The 17,587-nt window shown below is 69.1% G+C and carries 7 protein-coding genes; 2 read left to right on the forward strand and 5 right to left on the reverse strand.

All coding sequences use genetic code 11. The features are described 5' to 3' along the window. Nucleotides 1-178: 178 nt before the first annotated feature. On the forward strand, nt 179-1,219 hold the full coding sequence (locus tag AB3X43_RS16840) for a LacI family DNA-binding transcriptional regulator (RefSeq protein ID WP_369431020.1): 1,041 nt from the start codon (nt 179-181) through the stop codon (nt 1,217-1,219). Nucleotides 1,220-1,357: 138 nt separating this feature from the next. On the opposite strand, the gene AB3X43_RS16845 is transcribed toward AB3X43_RS16840, so the two are convergent. The 4 genes from AB3X43_RS16845 to AB3X43_RS16860 all read right to left on the reverse strand — a co-directional run bounded on the left by AB3X43_RS16845 (nt 1,358) and on the right by AB3X43_RS16860 (nt 14,363). Further along, entirely contained in the window at nt 1,358-2,713 is a 1,356-nt protein-coding gene (locus AB3X43_RS16845; protein ID WP_369431021.1) for a GGDEF domain-containing protein, read from the reverse strand. Between the two features lie 117 nt (nt 2,714-2,830). Next, nucleotides 2,831-3,895, reverse strand: coding sequence for an OmpA family protein (locus AB3X43_RS16850; RefSeq protein ID WP_369431022.1), 1,065 nt, complete (start codon nt 3,893-3,895; stop codon nt 2,831-2,833). 20 nt (nt 3,896-3,915) lie between these two features. Continuing rightward, entirely contained in the window at nt 3,916-7,203 is a 3,288-nt protein-coding gene (locus AB3X43_RS16855) for a TonB-dependent receptor (protein WP_369431024.1), read from the reverse strand. Nucleotides 7,204-7,265: 62 nt separating this feature from the next. Next, nucleotides 7,266-14,363, reverse strand: coding sequence for an SdrD B-like domain-containing protein (locus AB3X43_RS16860; RefSeq protein WP_369431025.1), 7,098 nt, complete (start codon nt 14,361-14,363; stop codon nt 7,266-7,268). A gap of 544 nt (nt 14,364-14,907) precedes the next feature. Between AB3X43_RS16860 and AB3X43_RS16865 the strand changes: the two genes are divergently transcribed. Further along, nucleotides 14,908-17,268: a UvrD-helicase domain-containing protein gene (locus AB3X43_RS16865; RefSeq protein ID WP_369431026.1), complete on the forward strand. Its 2,361-nt coding sequence runs from the start codon at nt 14,908-14,910 to the stop codon at nt 17,266-17,268. Nucleotides 17,269-17,277: 9 nt separating this feature from the next. Here the strand turns inward: AB3X43_RS16865 and AB3X43_RS16870 are convergent, their stop codons facing one another. Continuing rightward, entirely contained in the window at nt 17,278-17,454 is a 177-nt protein-coding gene (locus AB3X43_RS16870; RefSeq protein ID WP_369431027.1) for a hypothetical protein, read from the reverse strand. Nucleotides 17,455-17,587: the final 133 nt, after the last annotated feature.

The raw sequence follows: 17,587 nt of genomic DNA on the forward strand, positions 1-17,587 counted from the left end.
CGCTGGGCACGGCACAACGCGGCGAGATCCGCGCCGAGGAGTTGCAAGACCTGATGGCCGGCGGCCAGGAGATGGCGCGGCTGGAAGGTTCGTTGGGCGGGACCGTCTGAGCATGAAGCGGTGAGGCAGGTGCAACAAGATTGACAATGTCAGTCTTGCCGCACCTGCAGACCTCACCATGTCACCGTCCGAGCCACGTCCCACCGACACACGCATCAAGCGGATCACCGCGAAGGACGTGGCCGAGCAGGTCGGGATGTCGAAATGGACGGTGCTGCGCGCCTTCACCGATGGGGCCTCGATTGCCCCCGAGGTGCGTGACCGCATCCGCCAGACCGCCACCGCGATGGGCTTCACGCCCAACCTGCTGGCCCGCAGCCTGGCGACCCGCAGCACCCGGCTGATCGCGCTGGTGGTCGATGAGCTGGGCAACTACAACCAGTTGCGTGTCCTCAGCGAAGCAACACGCCAGATCCAGGCGCGCGGCTACAGCACGCTGCTGCTGAACATCAGTGCCGAATACAGCCCCGCCGAGGCCGTGCGGCTGGCCGATCAGTTCCAGGTCGACGGTCTGGTCTTCCTGGGCACGACACTCAAGCGTGAGCTGATCGAGCTGGCGCAGCGCATCAAGCACATCCCGCTGGTGGTGATCCTGCGCAACAGCGGTCAGGCCGACATTCCCTTCGTCAGCACGGATGGCTATGCGGCCGGTGCCGAGATCGCGAACCTGTTCCTGGACGAGGGCTACCGGCGCATCGGCTACATGGCCGGGCCGATGTCGGAGCGCACCGAACTGCGCCGGCTGGAGGGTTTTCGCGATCGGCTGAGCGCCTGCGGGGTGCCCTTGTCGAAGGTGCTGGAGGCCAGCCACTACCGCCGCAGCGAAGGCATGCAGACGCTGTTGCGCTATCTGGAGGAAACCCCGCGTGAAGGGCGGCTCGAAGCCCTGTTCTGCGAGAACGACATCCTGGCCATCGGCGCGATGGACGCGCTGGTGGCGACCCACTCGCAGCGCAAGATGGCCATCGTCGGCTTCGACGACATCGAACTCGCCAGCTCACCCAGCTACGAACTGACGACTTTTCGCCAGCCGATCGAGCATCTGGTCAGCGAGGCCATCCGGCGCATCATCGACCCGGATGCGGAGTCACTGGGATCGCTGATGGCGCCAGGCACGATCGTGCTGCGCAGTTCGCATCGGCGGAATCCACCAGCCTGAGGGGCACTTCTGGCTGGATGAGCCGTGCATTCCCCACCGGCCACGGCCGCCAGCAGCGAGATCGTGGCGTCGATCGGTGCGGGTTCTGCCCTGGTGAACGCTGTTGAGCAACTCGGGGGAAATCGACTGGAGATGCGGTCAGCCGGCGAGACAGGCCCGGTTGCGGCCCGTCTGCTTGGCCTGGTAGAGCGCACCGTCCGCGCGGCGCAGCAGATGGATCTCGTCGTCCACAGCGCGGGCTCCGAAGGCCGCGATGCCAAAACTGGCCGTCACCATCGTGGCCACGGGCGAGGCCGGATGCGGCATCGCCTCGCGCTGCAGTCGCTGCAGCAGCCGCTCGGTCAGGTTGAGCGCCCCCTCGGCGCCAGTGCCTGGCAGCAGGACCGCGAATTCCTCGCCGCCATAGCGGGCCACCACGTCGAGTTCACGGGCGAAGACCGATTTCAGGATCAACGCGAACTGGCGCAGGCAATCGTCGCCAGCCGCATGGCCACAGTGGTCGTTGTAGGCCTTGAAGGCGTCGATGTCGGCCATCACCAGCGTCAGCGGCTCGCCCGAACGGCACGCACGCTGCACTTCAAGGTGCAGTTGTTCGTCGAACTCGCGCCGATTGGCCAGGCCAGTGAGGGCATCGGTGGTCGCCAGATGCCGCAGGCGTTTCTGGGCCTCGTGCAGGTCGGTGGCATCGGTCAGGCTGACGACAACCCCGTCCTTGAGAGGCCGGATCTGGATGTCAAGGTAGCGCAGCAGATTCTGGCTGGTCAGCAGGACCCGCGTGACGGCACGGGGCGTCGCGGAGGCCATCGTCAACAGACACTCGGCCTCGACATTGAGCGCCGCCCAGTCTGCCAGCGTCTCGTGCACCAGATGACCGACCAAGGCCCGGGACACGATCCCGAACATCTCCGTGAATGCCGGGTTGATCATCAGCACCATCCAGCCAAGGTCGGCACCCTGCGCATCGTGCACGCGGCGCAGTGCCAGCAGGGCGTCACTGGTCGCATCGAGCACGGACTCCAGCAACTGGTGGCGCATCTGCAGCGGATGGCCGTAGACCAGCAGCCAGTCCTCGCCGTCCTGGCTGTCCAGCGGCAGGATCAGGCGCTCCCAGGTGAACACGGCAATCGAGCGGTCCGAGACATGGACCGTGTAGATCGGCTGGTCGTGCGCGAGCGCATCCAGGTAGGTGTCGAGGAAGAACGCCGACAGGCGTCCGCCGAAGTCCGACACCTTCCGTCCCGTCATGTCGCCCTGCGAGTAGCGGGCGATCTCGGTGCCGTAGTGGCCGTAGACGAACTCGTCGCCCTCCCGGCGCAGCAGCATCAGGCGCGGGTACAGCTCGGGCCAGCGCCCAGCGTGGAACATCGCCATCGAAGGCCGGCGCGGCGCCATGCGGGCGGTCTGCCAGTGCCGCAGCAATTCGAGGACGTGCGGGTTGTCCACGACGTCCTCGATGCCGTGTCGAATCACCTGGTGCCAGATCTGGGTCGTCATAAACCGCTGTTTCAGCGCGTCGAAATTGGTACTCGATCGTTCTGAAGCATAACTGCATTCATGACGCTACCGACACCCGGATCCGGGGCGTCTTCAGGAAAACCGGTGGCAACCGTTTCAGCGCGGCACGCCCGTGATGCTGATCTCGACGCGGCGGTTTGGCTGCAGGCATTTCGCCAGAGCGGCCTGGGTGTGCTGCGCACAGGTCAGGTGCGGCAACGGCTCGGTGGCGCCACGGCCCACCGCCAGGATGTCCCCCTTCACACCTTGCTGCTGCAGGTAGGCCTTGACCGTGTCGGCACGGTCCGCGGACAGCTTGCCGTTGTAAGCCTCGGTGCCCAATCGGTCGGTGTGACCCACCAGCTCCAGTCGGTCCACACGGGCATACACCCGGTCCAGCCGCGCGACGAGCTGATCAAGCTGCCCGCGGCCTTCCGGCAACAGGTCGGCGAGACCGCGGCGGTCGAAGGCGAACAGCACGTTGGAGCTGAGCACGATCCGTTCATGCACCACCGGCGGTGGAACCACGGGAGCCACTGCCAGCGGCTGCGGCGATTCCGCGGGCGTGATTGCCGCCGAGGGAGCCGGCACAGGCAGCGCCGGGCATGCCTCGGCAGCCAGCCGGGCATCACCGATCAGGTCCTCGGCGATCTGCACATAAGGCTTGGCGTGGCGCCAGCCCTGCTGCCGGTGCTCGTTCCCGGCGTGCACCAGTTCGACCTCGCCACAGGCCACCAGCTTCTCGGCGCAGCGCCAGCCGGTGTGGGTCTTCAGCGCTGCAGCCTGTGCCCACAGGTCGTCGCGCAGCTTCAGTGCGTCATTGACCATCGGTGTCTGCTGCGCGGGATTCTCGGCGGCGCCAGGCGCGCCGCCGCGGGCGAGATAGTCGGTGATCTGGCGCGACGCATCGAGCGCACCCTGCGGGAAAGCCGAGCGGTCGTTGCGCGTGTACTCGTGGAAGCTCACGTCGAGCCAGCACTGCGCCTTGGCGAGCGGATAGCTGGCCAGGCGGTGGCGACCGGTGTCGTTGAGGGCCTGGATCGTGTCCTGCTGGACGTTGTAGCCCTGGTGGTCGGCCATCAGCGCGCCATCCGTGGCGGCATCCGCATGCACCAGCGGCACGACCGCCAGGAGGCCGAGGGCGAGCACCAGAGAAGAAGCGGTGGAGGTGTTCTTGTTCATGTGCGTCAACTTCATCGCGTTCACCGCGGCAGGCTGCGGTTGATGTCTGGATTGCTGCCGGCCCACAGGTCGGCATCGAACTTGTAGCGCAGGCGCAGGTACACCCCACGCGCGGTGTAGTCACTCGACAGGTCACGGTCACTGAACCCGGCCCAGTTGAGACCCGCCGACAGCCAGAGGTTGGTCTTGACGAGATACCCCGCCTCGACGCCGATCGACTTCTGCAGCGCTGCACCGGTCTGCCCGTCGGCCTTGCCGTGCATGACGCTGGCCTGGAGACCCAGGTCCCAGTTCTCGGTGATGTCATAGATCAGGCGGCCACCGAGCAGCCACGCCTGGTAGCGGTCCTCGCCGCCGCCCTGCGTGTTCGGGAAGCGCTCGCGCACGTCCTTGGCCGCGACACGGGCCGAGGTCCACCAGACCCGGCTCGGGTGGAAGTTGGCCTGCAGCGCGCCGACGTGGACGTGGCGCGCCTCGTCGGTGGCGTTGATGTTGTCCTCGGTCTTGTACTCGTACTTGCCGAGCACATCGAGCCGGTTGTGGTCCACTGGCCGGTAGGCGAAGCCGATCTGGAAACGGTCCTGCCACCCATCGGCGCGCGCGCCGTGGTTGTCGGTGGACAGGTAGTAGTTGCGGGCCAGCGCAGTCCAGTCGCGGTCGAGCTTGCGCACCACGGTCACGGTGGAGAGCCAGCTGTCCTGCGTCATGTCGGTGGCCACGGCGTCCAGCCGGCGCCATTCCAGCCGGCCCGAAGCCTTCCACCATTCGCTGGCGGTGTAGTCGGCGCCCAGCGCGGCGGCAGTGGCATTCTGGCCAGTGCCATCGAGGATCTTCAGCCGCTCCAGCCCGGTGGTCAGCGCCAGGCCCTCGGCGACATGCCAGACATTGCGCACGCCGGTGGCGACCTGCGAGGCGCGGCCATCGCTGGCATCGCGCAGCCGGTATTCGCTGAAGACGTTGCCGCCTTCCATGTAGCTGCCGTCGATGCCGAGCGCGATGGCGTTGCTGTGCGCGGCGCTGTCGAGCGCGTACTGCGAGGACAGGCCGGTCTGCGATTCGCCGCGCAGATAGAGCCGCGCGCGCTCGGCCAGCTGGTAGCTGGCGCCCAGTTCCACGCGGTGGCGGTCGTCGCCAGTCACATCGGCCTCGGCCAGCGCACGCAGCGTGAGCCGGTCGGTGGCCTTGAACGCGGCGCTGACGAAAGCGGTGGTTGCCTCCAGATCGGGCACGGTGCCAGGCACCGCACCCGTGGTGGCGAGCGCGTTGTTGACGTTGAACAGCGTGCTGCTGCCCGCGCCGCTGAAGCCGCCTTCCGAGCCGGGCGTGAAGTAGCTGCCTGCGCTCGGGTTGGCGCCGAGGGTGGCGAGCGCGCCGCTGATGCGCCCACGTTCCTCGATGCGGCGCAGGCCGCCACCGAGCGTCAGCGCCGGCGTCACCGCCACCTCGGCACCGACGGTCAGGCCGGTGCGGCGGGCGTCGTTGCCGGTGTCGTCGGTGCGCTGGGCGTCGGCCTTGAGCGTGACGGTGTCGGTGGCCTTGAACGCCGCAGAGGCACCGACCTGCTGGCTGCCAGGCTGCACACCCGCGGCCGTGTTGGCGAAGCCAACGCCGGTGCGGCTCGCATAGACCTTGGCGGTGAGCGCGTCGCTGTGGTGGGCCAGCTCGATGCGGCCTGCGCGGCCGATCGTCGTGTCCCCGCCGGGCAGCGGCGTGGTGCCGGCCGCCGTGAGCGTCGGGCGGAGTGCAGCGAGATCGGCGTCGGTGAAGGCGAGTTCAGCGACGAGGCTGGTCTGCTCGCTCAGCTTGACGCCGGTGTTGACGCTGGCGAGACGGAAGCGGGCGTTGGGATTGCGGTCTTCCACGGCGCTGCCACCGACGGTGAGCCGCTCGCCGAGGTTGACCTGGGCATCGGCACCAGCCAGCCAGAAGGCCTCGCCACCCTGGTCGATCTCGTAGCTGATGCGCAGCGAGAGGGGGTTGCCATCGGCGTCCTGGCTGGGCACCGGGCGGGTCAGCAGGATGCGGCCGCTGAAGGGCTCGAAGCTGTAGTCGTTGAGCCGCACCAGCGTCGTCACCGACAGCACGGTGTCGCGGTGGTTGCGGTCGCGCACGACGAGCTGCACCTGCTCGCTGTTCTCCAGCGCCTGCGTGCCGCTGACGGCAAAGGGGCCGCTGGTGCCGTTGGCCTGGACTTCCTCGACGACATGGCGCAGCGTGTCGCGGCTGGCATAGGCGTTGGCGACACCGGCCGGGGTTTCCCAGTGGCCGCGCACGCCGGTCATCACCCGGTTGTAGGCGCCGAGCTGGCGCATGCGGGTGCCGGCCACGACACCGCCACCGGCCGACGCCGTGTAGGCGTCGCCGGTCGAGAAGTCGCCGTAGAGCAGGAAGTGGCGGTCCTTGTCGATGCGCACGAAGAGCTTGGACGAACTCTTCGCCTCGAAGCCCTTGACGCTGGCATCGCCGTAGACCGGGTAGAACTCCTCCGGCTTGATGTCGTTGAGCAGGCGGGCGCGGGTGTCCTTGTCGCTGTCGTAGGCCATGGTCAGCAGCATGTCGCCGCGGATCTTGCCCTTCAGGAACAGCGCAGCCCGTGCGGCCGCCAGTCCGTTGCCGTGGTCGAAACTGCGGCTCCACTGGCGCAGCTCGGCCTCGAATCCGTCATCCACGCGGGCCGGGGCGATGGCGCTGTCGTAGTGGCGGCGGGTGCTGCCGATCACGCCTTCGACCAGACCGGCGGCGATCATCTCCCGCAGATCCGCCGAGAAGCCGATCAGCCCGGACACCTCGGCCTCGCCGGCCGTGAGCCGCAGCAGCACGTCCTCGGGCTGGCTCGGGGCGATCAGGCTGAAGGTGGCGGTGCCGCCGACGACCTTCAGCTGCGTGCCGGGCACGCGGCGGTCGGCGTCCTTGCGGCTCGGGCCGAACTCGTCGGTGGCCGTGCCCTGCATCTGCAGGCGGGCGGTGCCGCTGTGCTCGATGGTGACGAGCACGGGCTCCTTGAGCAGCGCACCGTCGCGGTCGCGGACCGTCACGGTGACGGTGATGGGCGTGACGCCGTCGGCCGTGGCACCGGCACCGCGCACCTCGACCGTGAGCTGTCCGACCCGGGCATTGGCGGCGTACTGCCCGTCGAGCACGATCGCCGGGGCGGTCGTGCTGGCAACCGGCGCGAACAGCGGCTGGTAGCGGGTCGCACCCGCTGGCTGGTCCGCGGTCTGGCCGAAGGCCGCACCGGACCCGACCAGCACCACGGCGGCGGCGACCGCGCGCAGCGCCAGCGGCCGCGAGAGAGTCTGAACTTGCATCGTCTTGGGGCTCTGGAGCGGACTCGGCATCGGGGTCAGGGAATGGGGCAGCGGGCGGCGGCTCATTGCGCACCTCCCTGGGCCGGCAGCTCGCCGGTCTGGCGCGGCTTGACCGTGCCGCCGCGCTGGCGGGCACTGTCGGTGGCCTGGGCCGGCGTGGTGACCGGCTTGCCATCGAAGCGCAGCACCTGGCCGCGCTTCTCGGTGTCCACGGCCTGTGTCTCGCCGCGGGCGCGGCGGGCCTTGACCTGCTCCAGCACCCGGTTCGAGCAACTGCCCTCGACCACGTCGGCGCGGTACAGCTCGCCGTTCTTCAGGTCGAGGAACAGGCTGCCGGCGTCGCCCGCGTTGCGGCTGGACGAGGTGGTCAGGCGACTGCCGCGGGGCAGCGTCGTCTGGTCGACGACCATCACCTGCGTGCGCGGCGCCAGGCCGCAGAGGCTGTACTTGCCCTCCACATCGCTGATCAGGCTGGTGCCGTCCGTCAGGTACAGGCGCACGCCCGGTATGCCCAGCTCTTCCTCGTCCTGCACATGGTTGTGGTTGCAGTCGACGAACACCTTGCCGACCACACAGGCCTCGGCTGCGAACACGCCGCCAGTGACCCGCACGCGGAACTGGCTGACGTTCGAGCACAGCGCGTTCGGCGTCGTGCCGCAGGTGGCACCGGCGGTGCCGGTGGCCTGCGCGCTGTTGATGCCGGTGCCCTGCATCGCGCCGACCCCCACGCGGACGCGGTAGGTCAGCGTGACCGTGCTGCCCGAGGCCATGGCGCCGAGCGAGAAGCGCAGCGCAGGACCGGGCTTGCCGACCGGATCGGCGGTGCTGGCGCCATTCACCTGCGCCGTGCCGTCGATGTAGCGGAAACCGGCCGGCAGCGTGTCCACCACCTCCAGCGCCGGCAGCAGCGCACTGCCGCCGTCCGAGCGCTTGACGACCACGGTGTAGCGCACCGAGTCGCCGAGTTCGGCCTGGGCGCGGTCCCCGGTCTTGATGACCAGCAGCGCCGGCACCACGGACGGGTCGAGCGCGATGTGGTTGTTCACCACATCCGGACCGGCGGCCGGATCGAGCCGCAGCGACGTGTACCACGCCGTGGACTCGGTGCCGCTGGGTGCCGTGTTCTGCGCCTGCACGGTGCAGATGCCACCGGCCGCGCCGTTGGTGCAGCCGACCGGCGGCGTCAGCGTGCCGGCCTGCGCGGGCAGCGTGCGGCTGACCACGTAGCTGCTCGTCGGCGTGATGCGCAGCTGGTAGGTCGCCGCACCTGGGCAGCCCGCGGGCACCGGGTTGTTCAGCAGGAAGCTGTAGGCCCCGGCCAGCGTCCCGGCGGCCGAGGTGACGACGCTGTTCGCGCCGCCAGCCACACAGGCTGCGGACACGGCCGCACCGGCCGCGTCCAGCAGCTCGACGCGCACACCGCCCACGGGCGCACGGGTGTCCGTGCCATAGACGATCCCGCTCGGGTCCAGCGGCAGGCTCTGGTTGATGCGGGCACGCTGGCCGGCCGGCACGGTCAGGTTGCGGATCGTGCCGCCGGTCACCACGCCGGTGCTGGTGGCGGCGGTCGGGTCGTTGCCACCCGCCGGATCGTTGGACACCGGACGGCCGTAGTACGCGCCGCTGACCGGATCGCGGAAGCGCACGGCGAAGCCGGTGCCCGGCACCAGTCCGTCGACGCGGTAGTCGCCCAGCGCGTCGGTGGTGGCGGTGCCGACGACAGCGCCGCCAGCGTCCAGCACCTCGACCGCCATGCCGGCCACCCCCGATTCGCTGCCCGATTGCACGCGGTCGTGGTTGGTGTCGCCCCAGACCCGGCCGGTGATGGCGCCGGCCTGCTGGACCGGGGTCGGGTCGGTGGCCGTGTTGTTGTCGCCCGTGCCGCCGACGCCGGACTCGCCGCCGCCGCTGATGCGGACGTTGTTGACCAGCGCGGTGCCGGCCGCCACGGAGCACAGCCCGTTGGCATCGGGCGTGGCGCAAGCGCCGGCCGCGACGTTGACCACCAGCGTGATCGCCGGGGCGGGATTGCCCGCAGTGACCACAGTGCTCGACGTGCAGGTGGCCGTGGTGGCGCCAACTACCGTGGCACTGCAATCCCAGCCATTGCCTGTGGGCGCCGCGGCGACCGTCATCCCGGCCGGCAGCGTGTCCACCACCGTGTACGGCAGGCTGGTCGCGAAACCACCCGTGTTGCGCGCGGTGATGGTGTAGGTGCCGGGATGGCGCTCGGTGAAGGTGGCCGGACTGTGGGTCTTGCTGACCTGCAGGTCCGGCTGACCCAGCACGTTGACCGTGACCGCGGCCGTGTCGCAGGCCGCCGGGGTGGTGGCCGGGTTGACACAGATCTGGTAGGTCAGCGTGTAAGTGCCGGGTGTCGTGTTGGCCGGCACGGTGAGACGGCCTTGCGGATCGACCGTGGCACCGGCGAGGCCGCCAGGGCTGGTCAGCGTGATCTTCAGCTGCGCAGGCGTGACGGGCAAGCCGCCCAGGGTGTCGTTGGCCAGCAGGGCGATGGTGCCGCCCGTGGCGGGCACGGTGGCCGGGCCGTCGTTCACGGCGTCGATCACCGGCAGCGAGGCCATGGTGCTGTTGTTGCCACCGGAGCCGGTGCCGCCCTGGGTGTCATTGGTGGCACCGGTCAGGCCGGTCAGGGCGACCACACCACTGGCGGGCGCAGTGGCCGTGATGGCACAGACGATGGCGCTGCCCGCCGGCAGACTGGCCACCGGCAGGGCCACGGCCGCACCGCCGACCGTGCAGGCGCCCACGGTCGCGCCAGTGGCGCCGCAGGTGGCCTGCGTGGCGGCGGTCGGACCGCTGTTGGCGCAGGTCAGCGTGCCGGTCACGGGGCTGCCGGGCGAGACGGCACCCGGCCATCCGGTGAAGGTCGGCACCATGTCGGCGCCCTGCACCGTGACCAGCACGGTGGCCTGGTCGCACACGGAGATCGAGCTGGCAGCGCAGATCTGGTAGGTCAGCGTGTAGCTGCCCGGCACAGCGCCGGCCGGGACGATGAGTTCGCCGGTGGCGGCGTCCACGGTCGCGCCGATCAGGCTGCTGGTGTCGACCAGCGTCGGCACGACCTGCGCCGCAGTGATGGCGCTGCCGCCGAGCGTGTCGTTGCCGTACAGCGGCACGCGCGCGCCGGTGCTCGGCACGGTGGCCGGACCGTCGCTGACGGCATCGATCACCGCGGCGCTGCTGCTGACGCTGTTGTTGCCGCCGGAGGTCAGGCCGCCGTTGCTGTCGTTGGACGCACCAGTCGTGCCGCTGAAGACCACCGACGTGGCCGTTTCGCGGCTGCCGCCCAGGGTGCCGGGAGCCGTGTAGCCGAAGGTGCAGACGATGGCCGCACCCGCGGCGACGGTGCCGCCGGTGGCCGGCGTGCATTGCAGGTTGGTGATGGTACCGACCGAGGCGCCCGGCTGGCACAGCACGCCGGTGGCGGCGGCCACACCAGTCGCGTTGCGGCAGGTCAGGCCGAGGCCGGAGACCTGCTGGCCCGGTCGCACGACCGTCGGCAGGCCCGAGAACGTCGGGACCATGTCGGACGAGTTCACCGTGACGGTGAGCGTCGCGGTGTCGCACGACACGGTGTCCGGCGCCGGAGCGCAGACCTGGTAGACGACGGTACAGGCGCCCGTGGCCGGCATGTCGTAGGTGGCGATGCCGGTCGGACCCATGCTGGCGGAGGCACAGGTGCCGCCCGTGCGGGTGAAGAGGCTGCCGACAGGGAACTGGTCGTTCTCGGCGACATTGGTGGTCTGACCGGTCAGGCTGGCGGGGCGGGTGTCGGCGTCGTCGACCGCATCGATCAGGACCGCCGAGGCCAGCGTCAGGTTGTTGCCGTTGGCACTGGTGCCGCCGTTGCTGTCGTTGAGCGCGCCCGTCTGGCCACGGAAGACGACGTTCACGGCCGGTTCATCGGCACCACCGCGGGTGCCGGGCGCCGTGTACGAGAAGGTGCAGGCGATCGCCGCACCGGCGGCGAGTCCGGCACCGGGTGCAGGCGTGCAGACCAGATCACCGACGGTGCCGACCGAGGCGCTGGGGGCACAGGTCGGCGAGGTCGCCACCGCGCCCCCTGCAGCGTTGGTGCAGGTCAGTGTCAGACCGGTATACCGCTGGCCAGGTCCGACCACACGCGGCAGGCCACTGAAGGCCGGTGACAGGTCAGCCGCGCCCGCCGTGACCGTGAGGGTCGCGAAGTCGCAGGTGGTCTGGGCCGGCGCCGGGGCGCAGAGCTGGTAGGTGACGGTGCAGCTGCCGCTGACTGGCACGTCGTAGGTGGCCACGCCGGTGCTGCTGCCCACGCTGGCGTTGGCGCAGGTGCCGCCGGTGCCGGTGAAGGTGCTGCCGGCCGGGAATTGGTCATTCGTCGCCAGCGGCGTGGTGTGACCGGTGGTGCCACCGGGCTGGCCCACGCTGTCATCGACCGCGTCGATCACCGTGGCCGAGGACTGGACCACATTGTTGGCCGCGTTGGCGTCGTTGGCTGCACTGGTCGTGCCGGTGAAGACAACGGAGAGCGTGGGCTCGTCCGCCCCACCCTGCACACCAGGCGCGGCATAGCTGAAGGTACAGGCGATCGCGGCTCCGGGTGCGACCGCAGCCCCCACCAACGGATTGCAGGCCACGGCGGAGACCGTGCCGGCGCTGACGGTCGGCGCGCAGGTCGCTGCGGTGGCCGCACCGGTGGCCGCAACGTTGGTGCAGGTCAGACCCAGGCCGGTGAACGTCTGGCCCGGGCGGACAACGGTCGGCAGGCCGCTGAAGACCGCCGCCATGTCGGCGCTGGTGGCCGTGACCACCAGCGTCGCGGTGTCGCAGGCGGTCGAGTTCGGTGCCGGGGCACAGACCTGGTAAGGCACGGTGCAGGAGCCGGTGGCCGGCACGTCATAGGTCGCCAGGCCGGATGCGGACACGCTGGCGTTGGCGCAGGTGCCGCCCGCACGCAGGGTGTAGACACTGCCTGCGGGAATCTGGTCGTTGGCGTCGAGCGGCGTGGTCTGCCCAGTCAGTCCGCCAGCACGGGTGACCGCGTCGTCCAGGGCGTCGATGACCACAGCCACCGACGTGACCAGGTTGTTGCCACCGGTGGTCACGCCCCCGTTGAGGTCGTTGGTGGCACCGGTCGTGCCGGTGAAGGTGATGGCGGTGGTCGGCTCGTCGGTGCCACCTTGCGTGCCAGGCGCCTGGTAGGAGAAGGTGCAGGACTGCGCCGCACCGCTGGCGACATCGGCGCCGACCAGCGGTGCGCAGACGATGTTGCTGACCGTGCCGGCGCTGGCCTGCGGCTGACAGAGCGTGCCGTGGGCGGTGGCGCCGCCGGCGACGTTGGTGCAGCTGAGCGTCAGGCCGGTGTAGATCTGGCCCGGATGCACCACGCCCGGCAGCGCGCCGAAGGTCGGCACCATGTCGGCGCCGGGGCCGACGACGATGGTGGCGGTGGCCGTGTCGCAGACCGCCGGGGTCAGCGCCGGATTGGCGCACAGCTGGTAGGTGACCGAATAGGTGCCGGGCCGCGTCGCGGCCGTGGTGCTGAAGGCTCCGCTGGACGTATCAAACGCCGAACCGGTGGTGGGCGGCGTGAGCACCGTCAGCGACACGGTGCCGAAGTTCACGGCCAGGGTACCGCGCGTGTCGTTCGCCAGCACGGCCAGCGTGGCCGCGGTGCCGAAGGGCGTGGTGGCGGACTCGTCGACGGCATCGAGCAACCCGACCGAAGCCGTGGTCGTGTTGTTCGCTGGGGTGGTGTCGTTGGTGGCCCCGGTGGTGCCGGTGAACAGCACCGCAGTCTCGGTCGTGTCGCTGCCACCGGCTGTGCCGGGTGCGGTGTAGCTGAAGGTGCAGACCATGCTGGAGCCGGCCGCCAAGGTACTGCCGGAAGCCGGCGTGCAGTTGACAGCGCTGACCACGCCCGCCGAGACCGTCGGCGCGCAGGTCGCGGCCAGCGCAGCAGCGCCACCAGTCGCGTTGGAGCAGGTCAGGGTCAGGCCGGCATAGCTGGCTCCCGGGCTGAGCAGCCCAGGCAGGTTGCTGAACACCGGGCTCATGTCCGCGGCGGTCGGTGCGGTCACGACGACCGACCCCGTGCTCGGGTTGTTGCCGGCGGTAGGAACCGCACCGCCATTGGTGTCGTTGACTGCACCGGTCCCGCCAGTCAGGTTGAGGGTGCCGCCCGCCGTGGGCGTGAAGGTGATGCTGCAGGCACGGCTGCTGCCGCTGGCGAGCAAGCCGGTCAGCGTGCCACAGCCAGCGCTGCGCACGGCGCCAGCCGGCAGCGTGCCGGTGAAGTCGCAGGACGGATTGATGGCCACATCCGGACCGTTGTTGGTGCAGGTGAGCGCACAGGTCGTCGGCACACCGGACGCCACTGGATTGGGCGTGCACTGGATCGCCGAAGGCACCATGTCCGCATCGGGCACGCCCCCGGCAATGCCGTACTGGCGAAAACTCTCCTGCACGCTGCCCGGACCGCTGGGCGAGACTTCGAGGCCGAACGCAAAGTCGATGTTACCGACCATGCCGGTGTAGACCGCCGTCGCGGCGACATTGGGCGTGGTGCTCAGCAGCGGATAGAAGACGTAGTTGCCAACCCCGCCGTAGCTCGGGTCATTGCAGCCGACCACGGTGCCGTTCGTGCAGATGATCGGCGAGTAGGCGACGCCGCCGGGAACCAGTGCCAGGGTGCTTTCCAGTTGCGGACCGATCACGACGGTGGATGTCGGCGTGATGATCTCGAAGCGCTCCCGGTAGCCACCCGAGACAGCACTCTGCATGCCATCCGTGTCGAGGCTGGTGAAGTAGATCGGACCCGGCAGCGGGTTGTCGACCGTGGTGCCCGGATTGACGAATCGCAGCCGGAACTGCACCTGCGACACGACGCCCGGTGCCAGATTCGTGCCCACCTTGCCGTCGATGTAGGACGCCCCGCCGGTCACAGTGCCGACGGCCGCAGCGTAAACGGATGCCCCATTCGTGGTGCTGACCACCTCCAGCAGGATGTCGCGCGGGTTGATGCCGGTCACCGCGTTGCTGAAGCGGGTGATGCTGCCCACCGTGGTGCAGCTGCCTGCGGTGATGCAACTCGCTGAAGACCAGTTGAACGATGCGGCCTGCACCGCCGAGGCCATCACACTGCCCAGCAGCAGCATGGCGAACCATCGAACCAGCGCCTGGAAGGCGGCAACCGGTGCCTGACGCCTGGTCCTGCTCCAGATCGGAACAGCGGAAAAACGGTGGGCTCTTGTGGCGCAGGAAGACATGTCCAGCCTTGATTTTCTTGTGGAGAGCGTGCGTGCGGACTGTGCCGCACGGCGGCCGGTGCAAGCACCAATGCCGCTTGAACCGATCACGGAGACTCATGAAGCGAGCCACCAGTCGGGTTTTCTATGGATCAAAGGCTAACCGCATGTGGTAACGCGGCGCACCTATTCTTTAACTTTAGCGAAGAATTCGTATAGAAAATCACAGCTCAAAAGCGACAACTTTATACATTTTGTGGCAACAGATTCGCTTTTATCACTTTTATCTTCGGTATTTCCGCTGTGCGGCAGCCCGATTCGGTGCAGTTGGAATCATGTGCGACGCTGGCGCAACACCTGAGCCATGGCATTCGTCGAGGCCCGTCCACATTGGTCCTCGGTCACCGCGCCACGCAGACCCGCCACGTAGAATTTCCCAATGCTCGAATCCCCGATGTCCCACGACCCCGCCGCGCCGGTGTCGTCGCGCCTGCTCGCCAACCTCAATCCTGAACAGCTCGCCGCGGTCACGCTGCCGCCCGAGCCAGGGCTCATCCTGGCAGGTGCCGGCTCGGGCAAGACCCGCGTGCTGACCACCCGCATCGCCTGGCTGCTGCAGACCGGACAGGTCTCGCCCGGCGGGCTGATGGCGGTGACCTTCACGAACAAGGCCGCCAAGGAGATGCTGACCCGCCTCGGCGCGATGCTGCCGTTCAACGTGCGCGGCATGTGGATCGGCACCTTCCACGGCCTGTGCAACCGCTTCCTGCGCGCGCACTGGAAACAGGCCGGCCTGCCGCAGAGCTTCCAGATCCTGGACAGCGGCGACTCGCTGAGTGCCGTCAAGCGCGTCATCAAGGCGATGAAACTCGACGAGGAGCGCTTCGTGCCGAAGCAGGTCGCCTGGTTCATCGCCGGCGCCAAGGAAGAAGGCAAGCGCCCCAAGGACGTGGACATCCACGACCCGCACAGCCAGAAGCTCGCCGAGGTCTACCAGGCATATGAAGACCAGTGCCAGCGCGAGGGCGTGGTCGACTTCGCCGAGCTGATGCTGCGCAGTTACGAGCTGATGCGCGACGATGCCGCCCTGCGCCAGCACTACCGCCAGCGCTTCCAGCACATCCTGGTCGACGAGTTCCAGGACACCAACCGGCTGCAGTACGCCTGGCTGAAGATGTTCGCGGGCGATCCGGCGCAGGGCGACGTGCCGTGCGCGGTGTTCGCAGTGGGGGATGACGACCAGAGCATCTACGCCTTCCGCGGCGCCCGTGTGGGCAACATGGCCGACTTCGAGCGCGAGTTCCGGGTCGCCAAGCTCATCAAGCTGGAGCGCAACTACCGCAGCTTCGGCAACATCCTCGACTCGGCCAACGCGCTGATCTCGCGCAACACCGGACGCCTGGGCAAGAACCTGCGCACCGAGGCAGGACCGGGCGAGCCAGTGCGCGTCTATGAGGCGACCAGCGATTTCGCCGAGGCGGCGTGGCTGCTGGAAGAACTGCAGCAACTGCACCGCGGCGGCATGGCCCGCTCGGAATGCGCCCTGCTCTACCGCAGCAACGCGCAGTCGCGGGTGCTGGAGTCGGCGCTGTTCAACGCGGGCGTGCCCTACCGGGTCTATGGCGGCCTGCGCTTCTTCGAGCGCGCCGAGGTGAAGCACGCGCTGGCCTACCTGCGCCTGATCGAGAACCCGAACGACGACACCAGCTTCCTGCGCGTCGTGAACTTCCCGGCACGCGGCATCGGCACGCGCTCGGTCGAGCAGCTGCAGGAAGTCGCCCGCGCCAGCGGCCGCAGCCTCTACCAGGGCGTCAGCGGCCTGAGCGGCACGGCCGGCACCAAGGTGGCCGGCTTCAACCGCCTGATCGACGGCCTGCGCGCCAGCACCCAGGGCCACACGCTGCGCGTGATCATCGAGCAGGTGCTCGCCGCGAGCGGGCTGATCGACTTCTACCGCACCGAGAAGGAAGGCCAGGACCGGATCGAGAACCTGGAAGAACTCGTCAACGCCGCGGAGGCGTTCGTCACCATCGAGGGCTTCGGCAAGGACGCCGTGGCGCTGCCCGTGGACGAGATGGGCCAGACCGCGAACGAGCTGCTGCCGGACGCGGAAACGGGCGAGATCCTGTCGCCGCTGGCCGCCTTCCTGACCCACGCCGCGCTCGAAGCCGGCGACAACCAGGCGCAGGCCGGACAGGACGCTGTGCAGATGATGACGGTGCATGCCGCCAAGGGGCTGGAGTTCGACGCGGTCTTCATCACCGGGCTGGAGGAAGGCCTGTTCCCGCACGAGAACGCCGCCACCGAGGCCGACGGGCTGGAGGAAGAACGCCGCCTGATGTACGTCGCCATCACCCGCGCCCGCCAGCGGCTCTACATCAGCCACAGCCAGACGCGGATGCTGCACGGCCAGACGCGCTACAACGTCAAGAGCCGCTTCCTGGACGAGCTGCCCGAAGAGGCGCTGAAGTGGCTCACGCCGAAGCGGCAGGCCTTCGGGGCGTCCGGCTCCTTCGGGTCGGGTGCGGGCTTTGGTGGCGGCTACGGCGCGTCGTCAAGGCCGGCGTGGACACCGACACCGGCACCACCGCCCTCGTGGGCGTCTCCCGTGCCGGCGGCGATGGCGCGCAGCGCGGCCGAGTCCTCAGGACATGGTCTGCGGCCCAAGCAGGCCGTCTTCCACAACAAGTTCGGTGAAGGCGTGGTGCTGGCGCTGGAAGGCAAGGGAGCCGATGCCCGCGCCCAGGTCAATTTCGGCCGCCACGGCACCAAGTGGCTGGCACTCAGCGTCGCCAAGCTGACGCCGATCGACTGAAGCGCAGCCTTATTCCGCAGGGGCCGGGCTGGACGGCGTCACCACGTCGATGGTCTTCTCGATCACCTTGCCGGTGACCTTGACGCCGGTGGAGACGACCGCCCCGGCCACCGAGATCGCGGCGCCAGCCGTCGCACCGGCCACGGCCACCACACCACAGCCGCTCAGCCCCACGCAGGCGGCCATGACCGCACCAGCCGCCAACCAACGGCCGAACGGAGCACGGGACGGGAATCGGAGGTCTGTGGTCATGGCGTCGCCCTGTCGGATTGGAAAACAGGGCGACATTGTCCGCTGCAGGCCACCTTGGCGGGCCGTC

Origin of the sequence: Sphaerotilus sp., assembly GCF_041083715.1 — a bacterium.
Lineage (GTDB): Bacteria > Pseudomonadota > Gammaproteobacteria > Burkholderiales > Burkholderiaceae_C > Sphaerotilus.